Genomic DNA, 23,432 nt, shown 5'->3' with positions numbered 1-23,432 from the left:
GGAAAAAGGGGAACGGTTATATTCCCCATTTTCAAATTTTTCTTCGCAATCAAAACTTACAGTTCAGGGATGCGCAGCATCTGCCCGGGGTAAATCTTGTCGGGATCTTTGAGCATTGGCTTGTTGGCCTCAAAAATCACCGGATATTTCATGGCATCCTTGTAGAAATGCTTGGCAATCTTGCTCAAGGTGTCCCCGGAAACCACCGTATAGAATTGCGCTTCAGGTTCAGGGGCCACTGCCTCCGGCTTTTTGAACACGGTCATGTTGTCGTAAACCTTGCTCACGCCGTTGACATTGCCCAAAGCAAGAATTACCTTTTCTTTGGTTGCTTGATTGGCTGCCTCGCCCGTGACGGTCACGACGCCGGCTTCATACTCAACATGTACATCCTTGACATTCAAGTTGTATTCGTTGAGCTTGGCTTTGAGCATCAAATTCATCGCTGCTTCGGCGGCATTGCTGGCTGGAGCGCCTGCGTTTTTTGCAAAATCAAAAACTCCCATTGTATTCCATTTTTAGGGTGAAGGAAAGACAAAGATATTGATTTGAGGGGAATTTCACATTGCCTTTTGACCAAGAATAATCAGGCGGAACCGGATTTGTTGCGGACTGAAAACCTGCATTAGCAGCCTACAATCCACAGCAACCACAATCACGTAACAAGATTAACAAATCGAGGATCAAATATTTCTTGTTTCGTAATATCTCTTGCATGAATTTTGTAGAAGTATGACTGGGAGCGTTTGAACAGGAGGAGGGGACCGTCAGACAAAAATCCACAGTGGTTGAATCGCCTTTTACCCCAGTGTCCGTTGATGGACGCAGATGCACTTATAAAATATCCGGTTTGAGATGACGAGAGATTTTTTCATTGACATTCACGCACACCCTACGCTCAGGGCTTACAATGCATCCGTGTCTGAAGGGACAAGGAATCTCTGGGAAAAAACCCATAATCCTACGTTGGACAGCAAGATCGGTCGATGGGCAAGACTCAAGACCAGGGAAATTGCCCGGCATTCGCAGGCCAACCTTTACAACTATGCTGCCGGCAATGTACGCGTGGTGTTTGATTCGCTTTATCCATTCGAAAAGGGCTTTCTCAACCTTCGGAAGCTGCCCACGGCCATGTTGGGTAAGGAAAATGCGGAGATGCTGTTGCAGGCCGTAACCGGATATGACGGCAATCAGATGGGGGCGCTGCGCAAAAACAGTAATTATTTCCAAGAACTGATGGGGCAATACGGCTTCCTGAGCAAAGGGCAAGGACAGTCGCCGGATGGGCAATTCAGCTATAAATTGGCTGGGAATTGGAAGGAATTGCAAACCATCGTGAACAGCGATCCCAATACCATCGCGGTGGTCGTGACGATCGAAGGGGCCCATGCGCTGAATTGCGGGCTTCCGGAGAAAAAAGGAAGCAAACTTGCTACGGAAAGGGAACTGATCGAAAACATCGGCACGATCAAGTCTTGGAAAGCTGCGCCATTTTTCATCAACCTTGCCCATCACTTTTACAATGAGCTTACCGGGCACACCCGTAGCCTGAAGCCTGGCCTGTACCAGATCCTGAATCAAAAAAAGGGTCTGAATGAAGGGATTACGCCACTCGGTTGGAAGGTGATGCATGAATTGTTGGCCAAAGACAACGGACGCCGCGTCTTGATTGACATCAAACACATGAGCATCAAGGCACGAAAGGAATATTACAAGATGCTGGAAAGCCACAATCGCTTGAATTCCAATGATCAAATTCCGATTGTTTGTAGTCATACCGGCATGAGCGCCTATAAAACGATCAAGGCAAGTGCGCGGAGGAAAGACAAGCCCCGGAAAATGAAAAAATCCAGCTTCAACAACTGGGCGATCAATCTCAGTGATGAGGAGGTCAACATTATCGCTGATACGGGCGGTCTCATCGGGATCATGGTGGACAAAGGTTTGCTTGCAAGTCAGATCAAGCTTCAGGAAATCAAAAATTTGCAGGATTTGAATGGTCAGAAAGATGCCCTTCTCCACCTCATAGCCCAAAACATCTTCCAAATGGTGGACGCTGTCGGCGACAAACGTGGATGGGATCTCATGGCGCTTGGAACCGATTATGATGGTTTGATCACACATATAGATATGTATCCCGAAGCTGCTTGCCTTCCCGATTTGAAGATTGACTTGGTCGATTACCTAAAGCGCACCCGCTTTGGTCAGGAACTCTGGTATGGCTACGAACCCGAAGAAATGGTGCAAAAGTTGATGCAAAAGAATGCCCTCAATTTTCTGGAGAATCATTTCTAACCCTTCATTCACAATTCATTGATCACCTCACTCAAAAGCAATACTTTAATGACAAAGTCAGAAACAAAAATACCAACGTCAGGAATCGACCGCAACGCCTTGCTCGCACATCTCAAGGCTTCCCGCGGGCACGACACAGAATGGAAGAATGGCAGAGCATTTTGCCTTGTATACCATCCTGGCGATGAACGTGCGGCCTTGATTCAGGAGGCCTACAACATGTTTTTTTCTGAGAACGCACTCAATCCCTCTGCATTTCCGAGCCTTCGCCGCTTCGAATCTGAAGTGGTCGCCATGTGCGCAAGTTTGTTCAATGGTGGGGATTCGATCGAAGGCACGATGAGCTCCGGCGGAACCGAGAGCATCTTGCTCGCAGTCAAGACGGCACGTGAATGGGCCAAAACACACAAGCCCGAAATCAAGGAGCCTGAGGTAATCGTCCCGATTTCAGCGCATCCAGCGTTTCAGAAGGCGTTTCACTACTTTGGAATCAAGGGCGTTTCCATTCCTGTAGGCCCGGATTACCGTGTGGATATGGCTGCGGTACGCAAGGCAATCAATCCGAATACGATTTTGCTCGTCGGTTCGGCGCCTAGCTATCCGCATGGCGTCGTGGATCCGATTCGCGATCTGAGCGACTTGGCGCTGGAAAAAGGCCTTTTGCTGCATGTAGACGCTTGCGTCGGCGGATTTATGCTTCCGTTTGTCCGTAGACTGGGTTATGCCGTTCCAGATTACGACTTTACCCTACCCGGCGTAACGTCGATGTCGGCGGATTTGCACAAGTATGGCTACGCAGCAAAGGGCGCTTCCGTGGTTCTGTACCGCAACGCAGAGCTCCGGAAGCATCAATTTTACGTTTACACGGAATGGCCCGGCGGAATTTACGGCAGCACCACCATGCTGGGTACGCGTCCTGGTGGCGCAATTGCGGCGGCATGGGCCGCTTTGAATACGATCGGCATGAATGGCTACATGGAAATGGCCAAACGCTCGATGATGGCAACGGAAAAAATCAAAGCCGGAATAGCGGCGATCCCATCGCTCAGCGTCATTGGGGATCCTGATATGAGCATTGTCGCCTTCACTTCAGATAACCTGAATATTCACGTTTTGGGTGACGAACTTCACATGATGGGCTGGCATTTTGACCGGCAGCAACTTCCGGACAGCCTCCATTTGACGATTTCTCAGGTGCATGCTGATGTTGCCGATGACTTCTTGGTCGATCTGCAAAAAGCCGTTGAGAAATTGGAAGGATTCTCTTGGAGCAAAGTCGCCGCCAAGGCACAGGTTTCGGCATTCAAAGGCGTCAGGGCAGTCATGCCGGATGGAATGTTCAAAAAGCTGTCCAACAACAGCAGCAGCAAGCCGCCTAAACTCGGACACAGCCGCTCTGCTGCCATGTATGGCATGATGGGCGCACTGTCAGGATCCGGCGACCTGCTCGACATGGTGCGCAATGCATTGCATGGGTTTTATTCCTTGGAGTAAGGGAATGAAAATTAGAAATTAGAAATTAGAAATGAGAAATTGGGACTGAGACGTTTCTGGTTACGCTAAGGTCTTGCCATTGAAGTGTCCGAATGCCCAGGAAATCTCAATTTCCCGCGTGCTTCGCTGATTCTTCGAGGCGGTCCGCCTTCGGGTTTTAGTTATGTGCTTGGAATTGGCCGCTCAGTACACCATTCTCCATTCTCCATTCTAAATTCTCCATTCATAAGAAGCATTTCCCGTCGCCTCGGTAAGTATTGACTGCACCGTTGACTTTGCCGTCCTTGATAAGCACTAGTTGGTTGAATCGCTCGCAAAGTTCCCCGGCCTTGCTGTGGCGGAAGAAAACGGGATCGCCGAGCTGCAATTTCTCGGGGCCTCCGTACACAATGGGCGTCTGAACTTCGCCCGCACCTTCGTTAGGATGAAGCTTGGCACCGACCGGCAAATAGGGGAGCGGAACCTTTTCCTGTCCAATGGAGCCGGAGGCAATGTAGCCGCCACCATGGCAGGTCCACATTCCTGGCTGTGGTTGACGGACGATTTCGACGGCGAATCCCGCAGCAGGTTCATGCCGGAAATTGTCGTAGTAGTCAAACAGGTGACTCTGGAAAAAGCCCGAACCTGCCGCAATTTCGGTGACAACGGCTTCATCACGTGTGAATTCCATGCTGCCGACGCCCCCGCCATTGACGATTTCGAGTTGGGCGCCATCCTTGACTAGAGCTTCTACAACGGCTTTCCTGCGCGCTGCGACGAGCTTGATGGAGCGCCGTTTGAGCATCCGAATGACGATATTCTTCAGCTTTTGTCCTGGAATACGGTCCCCGAGACCTGCAACTTGTGCCTCGTAACCCATCAATGAATTCAATCGGAGGTGTTTCGCTTGTTTGATGTCGGCATGCAAGGCAAGCGCCTTTTCGACGGAATTGATCGGCGAACGGTAAACTCCGAAATGGATTCCCGGCGGGTCGATGGACATGTCCAGGTCAATGCAAACCGGAAGAATGACATTCGAAGCTGAAGCAACAGCATCCAACTGACGCACATGTTCCGCAGAATCAATCATGCAGATCAATTTCTTGCCCTTTTTGACTTCGGCACAGATGGCTGCAAGCTGCTCCCTTTGGAAAACAGGATAGGCAATCAGCAAGTCGTCGAAGCCCGTTTGGCTTAGCCAGACCGCTTCAGGACCGGTAAAACACATCAGGCCTTGAAATTTTGGGCTAAGCGCAAAAATCATGCGCAGGACTTCCACACTTCTGACCGACTTGCTGGCGATGCGCACTTTTTTGTCGCCCGCCCGAGCGGAAATGGCTATTGCATTGGCTTCCAATCGGTTCAGGTCCAGCCATGCAAATGGGAGTGAGGTTCCGGCAAATGCCGTCCGGTATTCTTGATAGGTTGCTGCCTTCACTTTTTAGCCGTTAGGGGAGCGCAACTTACTGTCGTGGGTGCGGCGTCCCAGTTCTTCGGCCGTAAATTCCGGTGGAATTCCATCGCCCTGCAATTCGCGGTAGTCGGCCTTTTTGACCATTTCTGCAGCCAATTGCTTGAATTTCGTCTGGAATGCAGCCAGTGTCCAGTGCCCGTAAACGGTATGCCCGCCTTCGTAGGCCTGCTGCTGATATTCCTCGTGGGTTGTGATGTATCCGCAATAGGAATTCGCATAGGGCAAAATCAAAACCTGATGGATGCCATGCGAAAGCATCGTGTCCTCAACGACTTTACGAATGCGCCGTGCGGCGACGGTCGTCGGTTCTCCCGGAATTGCCACCAAGGCCAAATCGCCCAAAACAAGGATTTGAAGCGGCAGGATGTGGGGCGTCCAAGGCTTGTCCTCTTCCCAGCCCTTGGGATGGAGCACTTTGAAAAATTTGATGGTCGGATCAGCAAATCCAGGAACGATCAGCTTCTTGACGTGCCCTGTTCCCAAAATGCGGCGATTGCCTGCCTCGACAATGATGTTTTTCTTGCCTTGCAGGAAGTACTTCTGCTTGATTTCCAACCGCGAGGACTTCTTGCGAAAAGGAAGTGTGGCGAATTCGTAGCCTTTTACCACCACCGATGCAAATTTCGCAACGGCTTTCACGACGGGCGGCATTCCAGGGCCTTCGGTCGTTCCAGCAAAAAAGGCCAGGCCATGACAGGCGGAATCCGTGCGGGCATCCGTTTTGCCAAAGGCAAATTCCGGATCTGCTTGCACATTGGCGAAATTCACATGCAATTGTCCCCAATCCAATCCGCCTTGAACCAAATGTCCGTCTAAAGCGCCTTCGTAAACTTCCTTGGCCTTCTCATATTGCATTTTTCCATTGTCACGGGCACTTTCGAAGTCATTTTCAAACCGTCCGCGCGTCCATTTTTTCTTTTTGTCCCAAACGTAGTTAGGGGTCACGTCTCCGGCAGCGCCCTGCGCAAAGGCCCCGATGAAAGCTTCGCCATTTTCCGTCTGCCGGATGTCCTTTTCCAAAAAGTCAGCGGCGTAGCCTTTATTGTCCCAGCAAAGGCTGTGATTGTCGTTGTGAACGGAGGTGGTATGGACACCAAACCAATTCACGGCGCCGATTTTTTCTCCGTCCAAGCCGTCAAATCGCAGCATGCGCATTTCACGGTCAATGGCAAGGTGGCTGTCTTTTTCGGTCAAACCTGCTGCCTCCGGGTTTCGGAGAAAGGCTTTCATTGACCGGTTGAATGCCACCGGAATTTCCGGCTCAAATTCCCCGGTATTGAAGCGGATCTTCGCGGGCTTCAGCTTTCCCCAAGCTTCGATCAAGGCATCCGAAATGCCGGTCACGAGTTGCTGATAGACTTCAGGGACAAATCCGGGAATGGTGATGTTGTACAGGCCATAATGGCTGTAGCCGCCGGGGCCGCTGTGCGTATGTTGCGCACTGAGGAGCATGTTTTCCTCATGAAGGCCAAATTCAGGATGCTTGCGCTCAAGCCGCTTCACCACACCACGTTTCACCGAGTCCGTAATAAATGCCATGTCTGCGACCACCAAGGCCGCTGTTCGTCCGGTTTCCGGATGGCGAAAGACAAAAGCCCTCACCAACAACGGGGTTTCGATGTCATGCACGACATTGAAGTGCATCCCGTAACCCATCATCCCGATTCCCGCCTTGAAAGCGGTAATGTCTTTTTGTGCTGCACCTACTTCCAACATGGACGCAAAAATTGACTACATTGATTTCCCGGGTACCCCAACGTTAAGCCCCAAGCGATTGAATTCGAACAATCTACAAATATGGGAACATTCAATTCCCGAAGAATGTTTCCCTGCAATCAAAAATAGGGGATTCTTGCGAATTTTCATGCCTGAAAGACGACAATCCGATCAAATTCCTTGAGGCGTTTCGTTGACCCGGTTTGTCGGTCGGGAAGAAAAAAAGCCTAACTTTCTCGCATTCAAAAGAAGCGTGGCATGAAAAAAAGAAGCAATCTGCTTACCCTGATCATTTTTGTCGCGATGCTTGTCGGCATCGGTGTCGGGTATTTGCTCAACCGCAATCTTGATTATCAATCGATTGCCAAAATAGAGCCTAACCTGAAGTTGCTCTCTGTGATCTTCATGCGTTTGGTGCAGATGGTCATCGCGCCTTTGGTGTTTTCGACATTGGTGGTCGGAATTGCCAAGTTGGGGGACTTGAAAACGGTCGGCAGGGTCGGAGGGAAGGCCATGTTGTGGTTTGTTTCAGCATCCTTGGTTTCGCTGTTGATCGGCCTTTTTTGGGTGAATTTGTTGCAGCCCGGTGCCGGATTTGAAGTGACGGACGAACATGCTGCCATGATGTCGGAAGCCGAAAAGGTACCCGCAAAACCTGCTCCAGTGACTGCCAAATTGGATTCGACTGCTGTTGATAGCCTGTCGGGGGACAGCATTTCGAAGTCGCTGACGGCAATGGATGCCCCAAAAAGCAATATTCCGCTGCCCGCAGCACCCCTCGTGGGAAAGGCAAAACAAGACAGCATCAACTTGAAAAAGGTGTTGGCAGACAAGGACAAAGGCTTTAATGTCGAACAATTTGTCACGCACATTTTCCCAAAGAGCATCGTGGAGGCGATGGCGACGAATGAGATTCTGCAGATTGTCATCTTCTCCATTTTCTTTGGAATGGCTTGTTCCGCAATCGGCGAACGTGCCAAACCCGTGATTTTGGCCTTGGATTCGCTTGCTCACATCATCCTGAAAATGGTCGGTTATGTGATGAATTTCGCGCCAATCGGTGTTTTTGGTTCGATCACAGCCGCCGTTGCCGTCCATGGACTGGAAAGTATCGTCGTGGTCTATCTGAAGTATTTTGGCGCATTCCTATTGGGAATCGCCTCCTTGTGGGTCGTTTTGTTGCTCGTCGGATACCTGATTCTGGGCAAGCGCCTCGGTCAGTTGATCAAACGCATCATGAATCCGATGGCGATTGCTTTCAGCACAACGAGCAGCGAAGCTGTTTTTCCGAAAATGGTCGAAGAATTGGAACGATTTGGCTGCAAAAACCAGATTGTGAGCTTCATTTTGCCGCTTGGGTACAGCTTCAATCTCGACGGCAGCATGATGTACATGACCTTCGCGAGTATTTTTATCGCCCAAGTGTATGGTGTACATCTGGATATCGCGACGCAACTGACGATGCTGTTGGTGTTGATGCTCACGAGCAAAGGCATCGCGGGCGTGCCACGGGCATCGTTGGTGGTGGTGACGGCGACTTGTGCCATGTTTGGTGTTCCGCCGGAAGGAATCGCCCTGATTTTGCCGATCGACCACTTCTGCGACATGTTCCGCAGCATGACCAACGTTGTCGGGAACGCCTTGGCGACTTCCGCAGTGAGCAAATGGGAGGGCGGACTTGGCCCACAACACGAGATTCGCGACGCGGAGCCTTTGTAGGGATTCAGCAAAATTCGACGAACGATGAAGGGCCTTGGCGTGAAAAAACGGCAATAGCCGCAATTGTTGTGGATAAAAAGTGGACTTGGAGGTCGATTTGATATTTCGAGAATCGAATAATCCTTCAAAAAAACTTAACTTTAGCCCTTTGTCGGAAATCCAGCCTATGAGAAGAGCCCACGTACTCCTGTTTTGTCTCATTTTCCTCGGCATCGGCCGGTTGCAGGCCCAAATGCTCACGCCGTTTGTGACGGCCGCAGCAGGTGATTTCTTCACCAATACCAATGCAAATGCCTCCTTGAGCTTCACCGTGGGCGAAATGGCGATGATCGAGACCTTCTTCAACTCCAATTCCGGCGTTTTCCTCACGCAAGGCTTTCAACAGCCGCTGATGCCCTTGGTCGGCATCCAAGACGAAGACTATGCCTTCGAATTTGTCGTTTATCCCAATCCGGCGAGTACGCAACTGAATTTCCGCTATGATTTGCAGTATCCGGGGCAGGTTAAAATGCATTGGACGGATATGCGCGGCGTCGACGTACTGCGCGATTATGAGGAAAAGTACACCGGCGGTCAAGTCGAAGATGCATTTGACCTTCAGGGAATCAGCCAAGGAATGTATTTCCTGCATGTAAGTTATGATGTGGATGGCAAGAACATCCACCACAAGAGCATTTACAAGATCAACGTAATTCATTGAATCACAATATGAAAAAGTCAATTCTGCTGCTTGCAGTCTTGCTCTTGACCACGATCGCCACTTGGGCGCAAGGGGTGCCGCAGGCCCTGAATTATCAGGCTGTGGCACGCGATGCGGCGGGCACGATCCTGGCCAATCAGGCAATTCGGCTCAAGATCAATATCTTGCAAGGCGGCGCTTTTGGACCGGTTCAGTATTCCGAAACCCATTCGGCGACGACCAACCAATTTGGCTTGTTTGCCCTCAAGGTCGGCCGCGGTACGCCCGTCACTGGAACATTCTCCAACGTGCCATGGACCCAGGCTGATCAGTGGCTGCAGGTCGAAATGGACCCGAATGGCGGCAACAACTTCTTCTTGATGGGCAGCTCCGAGCTGATTTCCGTCCCTTATGCGCTGTACGCAGAGCGCGTGGGCATCGTGAACCTCGCGCTCAATGACCTCACCGACGTCAATACCGTCGGCGTTACCCCAGGGCAAATCCTTTCTTGGAACGGCACAAACTGGGTTCCCGTCAATGATCAAAACACGACTTATACCGCAGGAACCGGATTGACGCTTACCGGAACCGTTTTTTCGCATACGCCACATACAGGTGATGCGATTGGCGCGACCAACTTGACCGTCGTCGGACTGCAAAACCGTCCTTTGGCAGCTACGGTTCCAACCGCCGGTCAGGTCATTTACTGGAACCAAGGCCTTGGGCAATGGGAACCGCATTCCTTGTCGGGTGGATCCTTGCTTGTTGCCGGAAATGGCATCGCGATTCATGGTGACACCATTATCAATACAGTTTGGACCGAAAACGGCCCTGATATCTACCGTCCGACCGGCAATGTCTCGATCGGCAGCATCAATGCCAATCCTTCGGCGATTCTCGAATTGAACGCCACCGACCGCGGCTTTTTGCCAACGCGTTTGACGACTGTCCAACGTGACGCCATCAATGCCCCGGCTACCGGATTGGTCATTTACAATACCACCGACAGCATTTTGCAGGTCTACAACGGCCTTTGCTGGCTGGCAAGTTTCCAAGAAGACTGCGACGACTGCTTGTTTGACATCAGCCTGAGCGATACCGCAGGTGTGATCAACCGTACCACAACCGATACCACAGGAACGACGATTACGCTCAATCAGAATGGTGGAAACCCGCAGAGCATTTCGATGTTTCTGTTGCACAACCTGCCTGTGGGTGTGAATGCAAGTCTTTCGGCCTATTCGGTTTTTGCGTCCGGTCAATCACGACTGACCGTAGAAGCCGACGTATTTGCGCAACCCGGTACGTTTCCGATTGCCGTTCAAGCGGTTTGCGGGGACCGGATCAAAATCCAGATTTTCCAAGTGGTGATTGATTCTTGCATCCAAGTCAATTTGATCGCGAATCAGACCGATTACAACTTGGCAACAGCCGCGAGCCTTCCGAGCAACATTCCCATCTGCGTGGTTTTGGACATTCCGCCGGGCATCGAGGTGAATGCTTCATCGGCGACGGTTCCTGCACTTGCGACGGGCACATTGCATCCGCAATCGCAGGTGGGCATTCGCAACCGCGGTGGCGTGTTGGCGCATGGCGGTGATGGTGGTGCAGGTGGCAGCTTTGGCACATTTGGCGATCCGGGAACGGATGGCGGAGATGCGATTCACCTGAGCACGCGCACCAACATTGACAACAACGGCGGCTATATCTTTGGCGGCGGCGGCGGCGGCGGTTCCGTGGCCTTAACGATTCTGAACATCCCAGGCTTTGGCACGATCAGCTTCGGTGCAGGCGGCGGCGGTGGCGCTGCGGATGGTTTGGGTGGCTCTTCCGTTCTGCCAATCCTCTACGATGCCGGCCAAAATGCAACGGGTCACGTGAGCGGCCAAGGCGGCGACGGCGGACGATTGGATCAACCGATTCCATTGAGCATTTCCGGTTTTACGCTCACCTTGACGCCAACGATCATCGGTGGGGATGGTGGCGACTACGGCCAAGACGGCGATGTCGGCATCCTGTTTGTGAACGTCGACGTTCAGGTTCCTTTCCTCGGATCGATATTTAACCAGAACTTCCCCGATCCACCACCGACCAACTTGCCGGCTGCCGGTCAGGCTGGGATGGCGATCAAGCGCTTCAACAATGCCCTGATCAGCATCATCGACGCCAACTATCAGACCTTGAACATCAAGGGCGTAGTTGGAAACTGATTCGGAATACAAGAATTGAATTCGGCCCCGGGAGTTTTAGGCTCTCGGGGCCGAATTGTTTTGTGGGGATGTAGATGGAAGGCGGTGTGGCTTCGAGCGAGCGCATGATCTCGAAAATCCTTCGCATTGGAATCGGTGAAAAAGAAGGTACTACCTTAAAGTATATACCCTCACCGGCCAATGCGTCCCCTTCACAAAGTGCTGCTCCATCTTGAATTGTTGGACGTAGGCTTCCATTTCTGCTGACATCGGATCAATCTGAAGCAAGGCGAAATGGGTAGCACCTTCCTGCTGAAGGCGTTGCATCATGGAAGGTGTCAGGTGTTGCTTGGCGATCGACCAACCATTGCGACGGGCAGCATAAAGCAAATTGGGGCAGCGGCAATCCAATCCGCCGAATGTGGCGACAACTAATGCATTTTCCGGGGTATGGTCGCGAATGATCGCTCCGGCATTCAAAATCAATTCGTCTTCCTTGAAATAATTGCCAAAGTATTCCTTTTCGCCCGGATTGAGGCTTTTCCCTTCCGTCAGGCGGATGCTTTGCAAAGCGAAGAGTCCAATGCATACGGTAAGCGCAAGGCCAGCGACGACGCGGTTTCGCTGCGCAAGGAAAGTAAACAGGCCATGCAGCGGCAAAGCCACAAAAAAGGCCAAGGGTGCCAAATAGGGAATCTGATAGTAGTCATGATGGACATTCAACATGAAAAAGATCATCAGGTACACCAAGGTCCCTGCCGCCCATATCCGCATGAAATTGGCACCGAAGTTCCGCCATTGCATCATGCCGCCGAGCAGGAGCAGCGGCACACCGATCACAGCCAAAATCTCGTATTTGAGGCGTCCCCAGAGCAATTGCCAGTGCGCAAGAACCTCGCGGTCTCCCGTTCGGCCAAAATACCAGCCCTTCATATCATCCATTTTCCGGTATTCGGGGATGAATGTCCAGTCGGGCATCGCGCCATTGACCCGCGTCACATGCCATTGCCAAGCCACAAAGCTCAAAATTGGCAGCAAGAGCAGGGGAGAAGTGCGCAAGAAAAAACGCCATTGGCGTCGCTGATGAATGTAGGCCGCCGCCGGAAAGGCCAGATAAAACAAATAGGGCACTTTGATCAGGAATCCCAGCGTGGCACAAATCATCGCCGCCAGGAAATAGCCCCGCGACTCGCGGTCTATCGCCTTCAGAAAATAATACAGCATCGCATGTGCACACAAAACGGCACTGAAATCGATGTGCACCGCACGAGAATAAACGATTCCCAAGGGCAGCATCATGTACACCAAGGTCGAAATCGCAGCAAGATTCGAAGAGTGGAGAAACCGGATGATTTTGAAGAAATAGGCTGCCCCGGCGAGGTAAATGCCCAGAAAAAGCATTCGGCTCCAGAACAATTCAGGCCCGAAGATCCTCGCCACCCACGTCGCCATTGCCTCGGGTAAGGGAAATTCGAAGATCACGGTTTTGTGCGCGCCCATCCAACAGACGGAAGGATGCAGCAAATCCACCCCATTTTGGTAGAAGTCCCAGATATAGTTGGCGGTGTCGGCTTGCCGCCAAATATGCGGATCGTCCAATTCGCCGCCGAAATGCAACAGCCGCAAACCCACGAGCAAAATCGCGGGAAGCCAGAACCAAGACGGCACAAAACGATGTTTTCCGAGCGTATCGATGTGCCAAGATAGGAAAAGCAGGCGCAGCTGCGACGATTCTGCCGCCGAAATTTGCCCGAATCAAATCTTTCCACCGTCGGTCGTGTGTAACTTGGTGACTTGGGTCACGTAACGTTGAATCTTTTTTCAGGATATTTGCCCACTCAATTAAGATATCTATGAGCGAAAATACCAACCCCAATCACCACAAGGTCCTGATCATCGGATCGGGTCCTGCAGGTTATACCGCAGCCATTTATGCCGCACGTGCCGGTTTGAAGCCTGTGCTGTACACAGGCATGAACATTGGCGGACAATTGATTACCACGACCGAGGTCGAGAACTATCCGGGATTCCCGAAGGGCATCACCGGTCCGGATATGATGGAGGAGTTTCGTGAGCAGGCCATGCGATTTGGTACCGACGTACGCTACTCCTTGATTGAGCGCGTCGATTTCAGCCATCATCCGCACAAAGTCTGGACCGACGGGGGCGAGGAACACACTGCAGATGCAATCATCATTTCAACGGGTGCAGATGCCAAATACTTGGGCGTACCGGGCGAAGCCGAGTATTTGAACCGCGGCGTGAGTGCTTGTGCCGTTTGTGATGGCTTTTTCTTCCGGGAAATGCCAGTTGCAGTGGTTGGCGGGGGAGATACTGCCTGCGAAGAAGCGAGTTATCTCGCCGGAATCTGCTCTGAGGTACACATGCTCGTGCGCGGGGACGCGATGCGCGCCTCCAAGATCATGCAGGAGCGCGTGCTCAAAAATCCAAAGATCAAAGTTTACTGGAATACCGAAACCGTCGAAGTTTTGGGTGAAGAAAAGGTGAATGGTATGCGCATCCGCAACCGTGTTTCCGGAGAAGAAAGCGTGGTTCCGATCAAAGCATTTTTCGTGGCGATCGGTCATAAGCCCAATACCGACATTTTCAAGGGGGTTTTGGAGATGAATGAATCAGGTTATTTGCTCACCGAAGGGAAAAGTACCCGCACGAATGTCGCAGGTGTGTTTGCATCCGGCGATGCCCAAGACTTTACCTATCGTCAGGCCATCACGGCCGCCGGCACAGGTTGTATGGCTGCCTTGGATGCCGAACGCTGGCTCAAGGAAGAAGGATTGGACTAATCCGGTTTTCAGGACAATCCTCCGAAAACGGAAAAAGATAAAAAGGCTGCGAAATACAAGGTTTCGCAGCCTTTCTTTTGGCACTCAGATTGGGAATGGCTAAGGGTTGATTTTCAGAGAATTCCTGATTGTTACCGTACAGTATCCTGGATTCCTCCACGATTGGATATTTCATTTTTCATTGGAAATTGATTTTGGGTTTCCGAATTGATTCCAACATTCCCTAACTTCATGGCTGCAAAGGCTTGTTTTGCCATTTGCATGAATTTTGATTCGGCAACCAACGAAGAAAGAATGGCTGATCTCATTTCCAAAGACCAACTGAAATTGGTGTTCGCGACTGCGAAACAGGAGAACATTGACAAGTACTTTACACCGCTGAACGCCGCCTTGGCGCATTACAGCATCAATACACCTTTACGAATCTGTCATTTTATCGCACAGGTGGCACAGGAAAGCGGATGTTTTCGCTACAACGAGGAAATCTGGCCCAATCCGACATTGGATGCGAACGGCGTCGCGACAAAGGGAAGTTCCTGGCAATTGCGCTATGAAGGCAATACTGGTTTGGGCAATACGCATCCGGGGGATGGCTATCGATTCCGTGGAAGGGGATTGATCCAATTGACTGGCCGCGCCAATTATGAAAAATACGGTGCTTACCTCAAGCGAGACCTGAGCTCCGGCAACAATCCGGACTTGGTGGCACAGCCTGATCTTGCCGTCGACGCTGCAGGCTGGTACTGGAGCACCCGCGACCTCAATGCCTTCGCTGACAAGGACGACGTGCTCAGCATCACCAAGCGCATCAACGGTGGCACCCTTGGCCTCGACGAAAGAAAGGCCTTCCTCGAAAAAGCAAAAAAGGCATTTTCGCTTGCTTGACAGCTATTCTTGTGTACCGGATAGGATTTAAGTTGTACTTTATATCCGGTGATCAATCGCTTTGAATACCAGCAGGATGAGCAAGGAACAAGACGTCGAATCGAATATCCCGAAAAGTTTTCCGCCCGTCGTGCCGGACATTCGCGAATGGCCCATTTACAAGATGGCCAAGGACCGCGAAAAGCTGATCGACGTCGTGGTCAAACGCACGGAAGACGAATTGTTTGAGCACCTGAGTAAGGGGAACGGCCTCCTGCGCAACATTGCCGACATCTATTATCAGGAGCGGGTAAGGCTGCAAGAAAATCCCTGGAAAGTTGATCCCAAAGACGATCCCGCATTCTGGAAGCGGGTGCGCAACAAGCTGCAGCGGCTTGCCCAACCCGGACATGAGGATCCGGAGGCGGTAAGGGCACTTTTGCACGAGATTGTCGAACGTTACACCCGCGAAGTTGCAGGCGACTTCAAAGAGGGCACATACAATTTTGCCCGGAAATTCATCAATTTCGGATTTTCACGGGTTTTTAACGCCGCACAACAAGGGCTATTCCGTGGTTTTCGGAAGCAACGGATGCAATTGCAGGAAAAGATGCAATTGGTCGGCGAGACGGAAAAACTCCGGGAATTGACCAAGCTCGGTACGGTCATCCTCGTGCCGACGCACTTCAGTAACTTGGATTCGATTGTGATCGGCTGGGCGATCGAGACGCTCGGCCTTCCCGCATTCACGTACGGCGCCGGGATCAACCTTTTTGGACACCCGATTTTGGCCTATTTCATGTCGCGATTGGGGGCATTCCGGGTTGATCGACGCAAAAAGAACAAGGCTTATTTGACCGTTCTGAAGTCCTACAGCGAGGAAGTCTTGCTTCGAAAAGGCCATATGCTGTTTTTCCCTGGTGGAACGCGCTCGCGGAGCGGAAGCCTGGAAAGCCGATTTAAACTGGGTTTGCTCGGCACCGCCATCGAAACACAGCGTAAATTGCTGCTCGAGGGAAATGACAATGACCACAAAATCTTCATCGTGCCGCTGGTCATCAGCTATCACAGCGTGCTGGAAGGCAGGGGATTGATCGACGAATTCTTGCGGCAGGAGGGGAAAGAGCAGTTTGTTCTGTTGCAAGATGACTCCGAAAGCATTCGAAAGAACCTGAGTTTTGCCTGGAAATTCTTCAAAAGCAGCTCCGAAATGGTGTTTTCGGTGGGAGAGGCCATGGACCTTTTTGGGAATAAGCTGGACGATGAAGGAAACAGCATCGATAAATACGGACGTGTACTCGATCTGCGGGATTATTTCCGATCAAATGGGAATGAAACCAACGATCCGCAGCGCAGCCACGAATACACAAGATTGCTTGGACAACAGCTTTTGGAGCGCTTCCAAATTGAAAACGTCGTTTTCAGCAGTCATTTGGTGGCTTTTGCTGCCTGGCAAATCCTGTTGCGGGAAAAGAACGGTGATATCTACCGCCTGCTGAATGTTCCAGAAGAGGATTTGTTCATTCCGCGGGAAGAAATGCTCAAAACGGTGGATCGTCTGCACGTGCGCCTGCGCGAACTCGAGCGCAACGGGCGCTTGCGCCTTGCGCAGCACATGCACACCGACATTCGGGCGATCATCGAGCATGGCTTGAAAAATATTGGTGTTTACCACATCAATCAGCCGCTCTTGCGCGGCAAAAAGGGTGAATTGTTGACACAGGATCTGCGTTTGCTGTATTTCTACTCCAACCGTCTCAAGGGCTTTGACTTGGAAAAATATGTCTGATAGTCACACATCCAATCCATTGTTCAACGAACAGCCCGTGGGCGTGATCGGTTCCGGCAATTTCGGGACTGTCATCGCCAACCTGTTGGCCGAAAACCGGAATGTATGGATGTACACCCGCCGTCAAGAAGTCGTCGACGCCATTGAAAATGCACGGTTGCACCGCGGGCAGCAGATCAATCCACGCATCAAGGCTGTCACAGACCTTGCAGAAATGGCTCGGAATTGCACGTTGATCTTTCCGATGTTGCCTTCAAAGTTCTTCCGGGATGCGATGCAGCAGATGGGGCCGCACCTCACGCCGGCGCATATTTTGATTCACGGGACAAAAGGTCTCGATGTGCAACTTCCTCAATTTGAAGCCCATGACATTCGTGAGTTCAAGTTAGGCTTGCACCAAGTCAAACGCATGAGTCAGGTGATCGCAGAGGAAAGCTGTGTGCTACGGATCGGATGTATTTCAGGTCCGAATCTATCCGGGGAAATCAGCAAACACCTTCCGGCCGGCACCGTGATCGCGAGCCGCTTCAATGAAGTGATTGAAGAAGGCAAGGCTGCCTTGCGTTCTGATCGGTTCATGGTCTTTGAAAACAATGACCTCGTCGGTGTCGAAATGGCAGGTGTTCTGAAAAACATCCTTGCCCTTGGTTCCGGTATGGTCACCGGGCTGGGATTGGGTGAAAATGCCCGCGCTTTGATGATCACGAGGGGGTGGCGGGAGCTGATGCGCCTCGGCGAATTGTTTGGAAGCGACAAAAATGCCTTTATGGGCCTCGCCGGGATTGGCGACATGATTGCGACCTGCAGCAGCCCGCTCAGCCGGAATTTTGACGTGGGATTCAGGTTGGCGAAGGGAGAAACCCTCGCGCAGATCATTGCATCGATGGACGAGGTCGCCGAAGGGGTCAATACCGTAAAAACGGCCATGGCCTTGATCCGGCATTTCGGAATCCATTCGCCATTGATCAAGTCATTTCATTTGGTATTGTTTGAGGATGTGCCGATCAAGGATGCCATCAAGCAGTTACTAAGCCACAAGCACGGTCCTGACGTTGATTTTCTGTAGTTCTGCCTTATTGCTTCTGGGCACGAAGGTACCTGTGCAGATGCCGTTCCCCAACAATCAGCGAAAAAACGATCCCGACCACCAACATGGACAAGTTGGCTTCGACGCTTTCACGAATGTTGGTTGGAAGCATGAAAAGGACGAGAAAAGGCAAGCCAAGGGCAAGGAGAATCGTGAAAAATAGCTTGAAGTGGGCGAACATTCGACTTTTCATTTCCAATTAGATGCGGAAAGGTCTTTGTTTCCACATCCTACTGTCGAAATTTTGTCATGATAATAACCGAGAAATCTGGAAGGCATTCGGAAGGTAGAAGCAGGATCATTTTGCCTCCATCTGCCTAAGTTCACGCTTTAATTTTGGGAGCAAAACGCGCGCCCTCGCTCGAAACGCCGCCGATGCCTCCTGCGAATGTGATTGGATGACCATGGCTAGTTCACGTTTGAGGTCGGGTTCCACATTGCTGATGTCATAAAGGATTTGCATGGAAAATACCCTGATCGCTGCTGCCTGCTTGGGATCTTCCAACCAGGGAAACAGCTGATTCAGAAGGATTCCCAAGGACTCCTTTGGCAATGCAGTGGACATCAAAATGCGTAACGAAGCTCGAATTTCGGCGGGATGGTGCATAAAAGGCAACCTCGCAGCGATGGAAGACGCATAACGCGACGCAAGCGCGGGATGCAAATCTGCTACCACGGAAATCACCCAAGCCATGCGTTGCGGAAGGGGTGGTGCGCTATTGCAGAAAATTTCCCACGCGATTTCAAACCGGTCAGCATCTCCGCCGATCAAGTTGGCTACCTCGTCGGTTCGCGCACGAGAATGCTCCTCCAGCAGCAATTCCTCCAACCTTTCTTTCAAAATTAGCCCCTCCATGCGTCAAATGCGTCAATTCAGTGATCTGATTCTATTTCCAATGACCCCGCTTCTGAAATACAAGCCATCAAGATGACCGGTATGCACTTTCATGATAGCTCTTAATGTGGGTTCCCATGAAGATTTTGGTGTAAATCCTGATCACCGCCAAGCCGTCAATGACGAGCGCAATGGCACAAAAGGCAGCCAAGGCGATTTGATCCGAGTGGATGTGGCTGAAGATCAGGTCTTCCCCGATAAAAGAAGGCGTAATCGGGAAGCCAGTCAACCCCAAAGAAGCCAGGAGAAAAACCAAGGCAAGCCGGTCATGCTCATAACTATGGCCTTGGTGCCGATCGAGATTCACATGCTTTTCCAGCCGTTTGAGCTGATAAAGGCAAATCAGCCCGACGATTCCCGACACCACGATTCCGGAAAGGTACATGATCGTATGCGTCACTTTGAAGTGCTCGTTGAATGAAATGGCCAGCGCAAGCCAAAGGTGACTCGCTAAAACCAGGAACCATCCCATTGTGGCACTTCTCCGTTCTACGAATGCCCGCAGCACCACCACCAAACCGATGAGCGCAAATGCGGCTGGAAAATAGGGCCGTATTTCGGTTGGAATCGTATCTTCTATCATCAAAAGCCCAAAACCCATCAGCATGGAAGGCACCAAAATGTACCAAATGTTGCGCCGATTCAAAAACCTGATGCTGCGCCCCATACGCTTCAATGGCTCTCGGTAGATGCGGTGAATCAATTGGTCGAGCCCCCATTCCTTGAGACAAAGCATATATAAGGAGTACATGAATCGTTTGGGTAGCGAATCTTCGGCTGTGCGGATGCGCGGCTCAAAGTTGTAGAATTGCTCCCGGATCAAATAACTGACGACAGAGGGCGAAACGAGCAATTGATAGGTGCGCAAAAAGGCATTTCCAGCAAAGTGAACCAAGGCCAAATATTCCCAACCCATCGCAACTTCGAAGAAAATGAGTCCGATTTGCGCAATCGAGGCATAAGCAATTTGACTTTTAACCGCAGATTGTACGCGCGCCATGCCACTCGCAAGGAGGCTTGTGGCGATCCCCAGCACACCGATCATGATCCGCACGGAAAGCTGATTTTCCCAAAATGGAAACGTGCGCAGCAAAATAAATACACCTAAATGCACCGAAAGTGACCCGTAAAAGATCGCGCTCGATGGGGTGGGACCTTCCATTGCACGTGGGAGCCATGATGAAAATGGCAATTGCGCTGATTTGACAGCGGCAGCCAACAAAATCATCAGGGATATCGTCACACCGATCCACGTATGGCTATGGAGGTGCTCACTGACAAATGCGGGGTCTGAAAGCTCCTTGAACGTGATATTCCCGTGAAAAAGGTGATGGCTGAGCCACATCGCCAAGATCAAACCGACATCGCCCAAACGGTAAAGGGAATACACTTTGAATGCGTTTCTAACTGGCAAATACCTGTTCCGGTAAAAGGCAATGAGCAAAAACGATGAGATTCCAAGAAATTCCCAACCGATGAACAACGTTTCAAGGTTCCCCGAAAAGATGATGAGGGTATAGCCGACAAAAAGCAATTGAATGGTGTTGAAAAACCGTTTGTAACCGGATTCCCGGTGCATGTACACACGGCTGTAAATGGCAACGAGGAAGCTCAGAAATGATCCGACAATGGCATAAACGGCCGTAATCTCATCAAAATGCAGGTCAATGAAGTATTGATAGCCCGTCGTTTCGAAAAGCACAAGGTCCTTGACATCCAAAATCACAAACCCATTCAAAGCCCACATTCCCACCAATACCCAAGTAGCGGCAAGTTGCCCGCCAAACGTTAACACAGCGGTCATTGACAGCCATTGTTCTCGTTGGCGCGGCATGAGGACACTGATCAAAAATCCCAAGAGAGGGAGAATCACAATTATATGGAGTAGCTCGATCATTTTGTTTTTAATTGATATACAGGAATGTTATCGGTCGCATCTTCAAGTATCGGTACAATTTGCTGGATGCTATCTACGTGGTCACAAAGCGGAGAATAGTGCTCGAAATGTCCATTCTTGAATTGGTACAATTCGCCCTCGGTGGGATGGTAGGCAACCAAATGGACCCATTCATTGAGAAACCATTCGTAGGTCTCTGCATGCTGCTGGATGGTATTCAAAACAACCTGCGGGTAATGCTCAACAATCACCAATAACCGCACCGGATCGTGAATTTCAATCATTTGACTCGGTAATCCAGGTCGTAAATCTCCATCCGCGCCGTTGGCGACGCCGATCAAGCCCATCACATTGTGAGGAAGCTTGCTGCCTGCTCCAAGCTTCTGATTGTCGACCCTGGAAAAGAAATACTCCAGATTGATACCGCCACATACCGGCGCGACCGCTTTCAAAATGCCAAAAAGATACTTTCCTTCAGGATCCTGACGGTAGTTGTAGGAATTCATGAACGACCGGCGATCCAAAAACAGGTGTTTTGTCAGGGACCGATGGCCCACCACACAAAGGGCATTCGTTGCATGGTTCAATTCCGGTCTCGGTTCAAAGAGGGAAACCGATCTCGCCTTGATCCGTTCATGAATGAAATGCGCATTCTTATGGGAATCAATCAGTTCCAATCGGCGCGAGCGCTCCTTGGCATTTCCATCCAAAGCCCGTTCAAACATTGCGACATGCTCCTCATGCATCTGAATCAGCTGCGGAGAAAGCAAAGCCTCGTCAAAAAACTCGATTTCATCACGGCAGGTATCGTGCAATGCGCCGACAAACCGCGTTTGTGCGGGTATCACAATGCCACGTTCGGCAAGTTCCCGCCTGACTGCCTCGTGATTGGCCATGTGGCAAACGACACGCGCATTCACCGAACCGGGCCGCCCCGAGCAGGCACCGCAGTCATAGGCAGCGTAATGCGGATTGTTGATGCTGCTCGAGCCATGTCCAACGACATACACAAGCGGAGCAAAATTGTCGATCAGACCGATACTGCGCAACAAACCTTCGACCCGCGTCACCATTTCATCAATGGAAAACCCGACTTGCAGACCATTTTCCGTGTGGTTGGGATCGGTATTTTCGATGGTCAAGTTGGCCAACCGGTCGTGATGTTGGAAGGCGTAGGTCATCGCGGGACCCATGCTCGGGCGCGCAATGTTCAAAAACAACCGGAAAGCAGACCAGAATCCAAGGGTCTGGGCGATCAACCAACCCTGCCCAAGCGAATGGCTACGTTTGGAGAGATGAATGTCCTTTTTGCGGTGGGACTGCGAACCGAATTCCTTGATCAGGTACTTTGGCGTAACGGGTGCGGGGCAAAGTTTTGTATAAAATTTGCCTCCTTCAGGCTGGAAGAAGAATTCGACGCCAAAAAAGCCTGCGGTTCCGAAGGTCTCGCAATCAGGAGCTTCCGCTTCGATGTACCGCCGCAGCGAACATTCGCGGTCATCGATGCAAAACATCGCCTGAAAACGAGGTGGTCTGGTCAAATCGGCGGTCGATTTCTCTGAGTACTTGACGGCGGCCAAAATGCTGTCGTAGTAGCTCCATTCAAAGGCCTCTTGCCAGCGCGCGAGCACAATCTGGAATTCTGAGGCCGCTCGATGGTCAAAAAGATCCTCTCGCGGCAGGTCTTCAATGGATTCCAAAGGCTTCCATTTACTTCCAAAATGACCATCCAACGCGTCGATCTCCAAAAGCAATTCAAAATGGATCAAGTCGTGCAAACTGATCGGTTTGTAGTCCAGCAACGATTCAGGGTGATCTTCGACCTGTGCGACAAGTCCAGACCAGCCTTGATGCGCAAATTGAAGGTCAAACAAATATTGCTCATACAAGCTTGTGTCCTTGCCGACGATGATCGTCAACAAGTCTTGAATGCTGCATTTTCCTTCCTTGAGAAGCTGCCGGGCACGTTTGGTTTTGAAAAAACTAGAAAAGGCATTGCGTTCCAATTCTCGGATGGCACCCAAAAAGGTCGTTTCCTGTGCTGGAAAATCCCAGATGGACACGCCCTGATCCAAGTAGCTGCAAAGAATCCGGAAAAGGAGCGGGTGTACCAATGTGTCGAGGTCCAAGTGATAGCGGGTACGCCAAACGTTCCGCAACCGGCCAACCAATGGTTTGGGTTGGGGTCCGTATTGTTTTTCCAACATGCGGTGGCGCCAATCCGCAGGAGCGGTGCCATCCGGATGCAGTTGGATCACTTTCTCAAATATGTCGGCCCGAATCTGCCCTTTTTTGTAAGCAGAGCGGTATTCGTCGAGCATCAAAGACACCTTGTAACCGAATATTTCGGAGGCCTCGCGGATTCCTTCCTCAAATTTCCGGTCTTGAAAAGCATGCAACGTGTTGTGGTGCACGAAGTCCTTGAGTGGACTTTGCGCTGGAAGGTAGTGCTTGAGCCGATGCAGGACCTCATGTTCATCGAATGCAGTTCCATTCGCAGCGCCTGCATGGTGCAAGGCGGCGTTGTGGTCTTCAGTGTGAGATTTCATTT

The 23,432-nt window shown here is 51.0% G+C and carries 18 protein-coding genes and 1 pseudogene; 10 read left to right on the top strand and 9 right to left on the bottom strand.

What is annotated here, in order from left to right:
- Window positions 1-56: 56 nt before the first annotated feature.
- The gene (gene lysM, locus IPN95_03345; GenBank protein ID MBK9448450.1) at window positions 57-506 is read right to left on the bottom strand and encodes a peptidoglycan-binding protein LysM; all 450 of its coding nucleotides are present in this window, start codon (window positions 504-506) and stop codon (window positions 57-59) included.
- 349 nt (window positions 507-855) lie between these two features.
- On the opposite strand from lysM, the gene IPN95_03340 reads away from it, so the two are divergent.
- Complete coding sequence (locus IPN95_03340) at window positions 856-2,295, top strand: membrane dipeptidase (GenBank protein MBK9448449.1); 1,440 nt, start codon at window positions 856-858, stop codon at window positions 2,293-2,295.
- Window positions 2,296-2,343: 48 nt separating this feature from the next.
- Window positions 2,344-3,789, top strand: coding sequence for an aspartate aminotransferase family protein (locus tag IPN95_03335; protein ID MBK9448448.1), 1,446 nt, complete (start codon window positions 2,344-2,346; stop codon window positions 3,787-3,789).
- A 223-nt stretch (window positions 3,790-4,012) separates the two neighbouring features.
- Here the strand turns inward: IPN95_03335 and IPN95_03330 are convergent, their stop codons facing one another.
- On the bottom strand, window positions 4,013-5,206 hold the full coding sequence (locus tag IPN95_03330; GenBank protein ID MBK9448447.1) for an amino acid deaminase/aldolase: 1,194 nt from the start codon (window positions 5,204-5,206) through the stop codon (window positions 4,013-4,015).
- A gap of 3 nt (window positions 5,207-5,209) precedes the next feature.
- Entirely contained in the window at window positions 5,210-6,958 is a 1,749-nt protein-coding gene (locus IPN95_03325; GenBank protein ID MBK9448446.1) for a neutral/alkaline non-lysosomal ceramidase N-terminal domain-containing protein, read from the bottom strand.
- 378 nt (window positions 6,959-7,336) lie between these two features.
- On the opposite strand from IPN95_03325, the pseudogene IPN95_03320 reads away from it, so the two are divergent.
- The 4 genes and pseudogenes from IPN95_03320 to IPN95_03305 all read left to right on the top strand — a co-directional run bounded on the left by IPN95_03320 (window position 7,337) and on the right by IPN95_03305 (window position 11,566).
- A pseudogene (locus tag IPN95_03320) lies at window positions 7,337-7,549 on the top strand (cation:dicarboxylase symporter family transporter).
- A gap of 30 nt (window positions 7,550-7,579) precedes the next feature.
- Complete coding sequence (locus IPN95_03315) at window positions 7,580-8,677, top strand: dicarboxylate/amino acid:cation symporter (GenBank protein ID MBK9448445.1); 1,098 nt, start codon at window positions 7,580-7,582, stop codon at window positions 8,675-8,677.
- A gap of 166 nt (window positions 8,678-8,843) precedes the next feature.
- Complete coding sequence (locus tag IPN95_03310) at window positions 8,844-9,377, top strand: T9SS type A sorting domain-containing protein (protein ID MBK9448444.1); 534 nt, start codon at window positions 8,844-8,846, stop codon at window positions 9,375-9,377.
- 8 nt (window positions 9,378-9,385) lie between these two features.
- Window positions 9,386-11,566, top strand: coding sequence for a hypothetical protein (locus IPN95_03305; protein MBK9448443.1), 2,181 nt, complete (start codon window positions 9,386-9,388; stop codon window positions 11,564-11,566).
- 150 nt (window positions 11,567-11,716) lie between these two features.
- On the opposite strand, the gene IPN95_03300 is transcribed toward IPN95_03305, so the two are convergent.
- The gene (locus IPN95_03300) at window positions 11,717-13,213 is read right to left on the bottom strand and encodes a glycosyltransferase family 39 protein (protein MBK9448442.1); all 1,497 of its coding nucleotides are present in this window, start codon (window positions 13,211-13,213) and stop codon (window positions 11,717-11,719) included.
- Between the two features lie 185 nt (window positions 13,214-13,398).
- Here IPN95_03300 and trxB point away from each other — a divergent pair, with 185 nt between their 5' ends.
- Entirely contained in the window at window positions 13,399-14,349 is a 951-nt protein-coding gene (gene trxB / locus IPN95_03295; GenBank protein ID MBK9448441.1) for a thioredoxin-disulfide reductase, read from the top strand.
- A gap of 131 nt (window positions 14,350-14,480) precedes the next feature.
- Here trxB and IPN95_03290 read toward each other — a convergent pair whose 3' ends face one another.
- Window positions 14,481-14,657: a hypothetical protein gene (locus tag IPN95_03290; protein MBK9448440.1), complete on the bottom strand. Its 177-nt coding sequence runs from the start codon at window positions 14,655-14,657 to the stop codon at window positions 14,481-14,483.
- Here IPN95_03290 and IPN95_03285 point away from each other — a divergent pair.
- From IPN95_03285 to IPN95_03275, 3 genes are all read left to right on the top strand, one after another.
- A complete protein-coding gene (locus IPN95_03285; GenBank protein ID MBK9448439.1) occupies window positions 14,611-15,234 on the top strand; it encodes a glycoside hydrolase family 19 protein in 624 nt (207 codons plus the stop codon). The two genes, IPN95_03290 and IPN95_03285, sit on opposite strands and share 47 nt — an antisense overlap.
- 76 nt (window positions 15,235-15,310) lie before the next feature.
- Window positions 15,311-17,002, top strand: coding sequence for a 1-acyl-sn-glycerol-3-phosphate acyltransferase (locus tag IPN95_03280; GenBank protein ID MBK9448438.1), 1,692 nt, complete (start codon window positions 15,311-15,313; stop codon window positions 17,000-17,002).
- Entirely contained in the window at window positions 16,995-18,068 is a 1,074-nt protein-coding gene (locus tag IPN95_03275) for an NAD(P)-dependent glycerol-3-phosphate dehydrogenase (GenBank protein ID MBK9448437.1), read from the top strand. Before IPN95_03280 ends, IPN95_03275 begins: the two co-directional genes overlap by 8 nt.
- 7 nt (window positions 18,069-18,075) lie before the next feature.
- Here IPN95_03275 and IPN95_03270 read toward each other — a convergent pair whose 3' ends face one another.
- From IPN95_03270 to IPN95_03255, 4 genes are all read right to left on the bottom strand, one after another.
- A complete protein-coding gene (locus IPN95_03270) occupies window positions 18,076-18,282 on the bottom strand; it encodes a hypothetical protein (protein ID MBK9448436.1) in 207 nt (68 codons plus the stop codon).
- Between the two features lie 105 nt (window positions 18,283-18,387).
- On the bottom strand, window positions 18,388-18,945 hold the full coding sequence (locus IPN95_03265) for a hypothetical protein (GenBank protein ID MBK9448435.1): 558 nt from the start codon (window positions 18,943-18,945) through the stop codon (window positions 18,388-18,390).
- Between the two features lie 67 nt (window positions 18,946-19,012).
- On the bottom strand, window positions 19,013-20,881 hold the full coding sequence (locus tag IPN95_03260; GenBank protein MBK9448434.1) for a hypothetical protein: 1,869 nt from the start codon (window positions 20,879-20,881) through the stop codon (window positions 19,013-19,015).
- Window positions 20,878-23,430: a DUF2309 domain-containing protein gene (locus tag IPN95_03255; GenBank protein ID MBK9448433.1), complete on the bottom strand. Its 2,553-nt coding sequence runs from the start codon at window positions 23,428-23,430 to the stop codon at window positions 20,878-20,880. Before IPN95_03255 ends, IPN95_03260 begins: the two co-directional genes overlap by 4 nt.
- Between the last annotated feature and the right edge of the window lie 2 nt (window positions 23,431-23,432).

It is taken from the genome of Bacteroidota bacterium (assembly GCA_016718825.1).
Taxonomy (GTDB): domain Bacteria; phylum Bacteroidota; class Bacteroidia; order J057; family JADKCL01; genus JADKCL01.
Note: the sequence above shows the minus strand (reverse complement) of the source record. Positions and strands in the feature narration are given on the sequence as shown.

Coding starts and splice junctions, on each gene's coding strand:
- lysM (MBK9448450.1), bottom strand. CDS start 506: ATGGGAGTTTTTGATTTTGCAAAAAACGCAGGCGCTCCAGCCAGCAAT.
- IPN95_03340 (MBK9448449.1), top strand. CDS start 856: ATGACGAGAGATTTTTTCATTGACATTCACGCACACCCTACGCTCAGG.
- IPN95_03335 (MBK9448448.1), top strand. CDS start 2,344: ATGACAAAGTCAGAAACAAAAATACCAACGTCAGGAATCGACCGCAAC.
- IPN95_03325 (MBK9448446.1), bottom strand. CDS start 6,958: ATGTTGGAAGTAGGTGCAGCACAAAAAGACATTACCGCTTTCAAGGCG.
- IPN95_03315 (MBK9448445.1), top strand. CDS start 7,580: ATGATGTCGGAAGCCGAAAAGGTACCCGCAAAACCTGCTCCAGTGACT.
- IPN95_03310 (MBK9448444.1), top strand. CDS start 8,844: ATGAGAAGAGCCCACGTACTCCTGTTTTGTCTCATTTTCCTCGGCATC.
- IPN95_03305 (MBK9448443.1), top strand. CDS start 9,386: ATGAAAAAGTCAATTCTGCTGCTTGCAGTCTTGCTCTTGACCACGATC.
- trxB (MBK9448441.1), top strand. CDS start 13,399: ATGAGCGAAAATACCAACCCCAATCACCACAAGGTCCTGATCATCGGA.
- IPN95_03285 (MBK9448439.1), top strand. CDS start 14,611: ATGAATTTTGATTCGGCAACCAACGAAGAAAGAATGGCTGATCTCATT.
- IPN95_03290 (MBK9448440.1), bottom strand. CDS start 14,657: ATGAGATCAGCCATTCTTTCTTCGTTGGTTGCCGAATCAAAATTCATG.
- IPN95_03280 (MBK9448438.1), top strand. CDS start 15,311: ATGAGCAAGGAACAAGACGTCGAATCGAATATCCCGAAAAGTTTTCCG.
- IPN95_03275 (MBK9448437.1), top strand. CDS start 16,995: ATGTCTGATAGTCACACATCCAATCCATTGTTCAACGAACAGCCCGTG.
- IPN95_03270 (MBK9448436.1), bottom strand. CDS start 18,282: ATGAAAAGTCGAATGTTCGCCCACTTCAAGCTATTTTTCACGATTCTC.
- IPN95_03265 (MBK9448435.1), bottom strand. CDS start 18,945: ATGGAGGGGCTAATTTTGAAAGAAAGGTTGGAGGAATTGCTGCTGGAG.
- IPN95_03260 (MBK9448434.1), bottom strand. CDS start 20,881: ATGATCGAGCTACTCCATATAATTGTGATTCTCCCTCTCTTGGGATTT.
- IPN95_03255 (MBK9448433.1), bottom strand. CDS start 23,430: ATGAAATCTCACACTGAAGACCACAACGCCGCCTTGCACCATGCAGGC.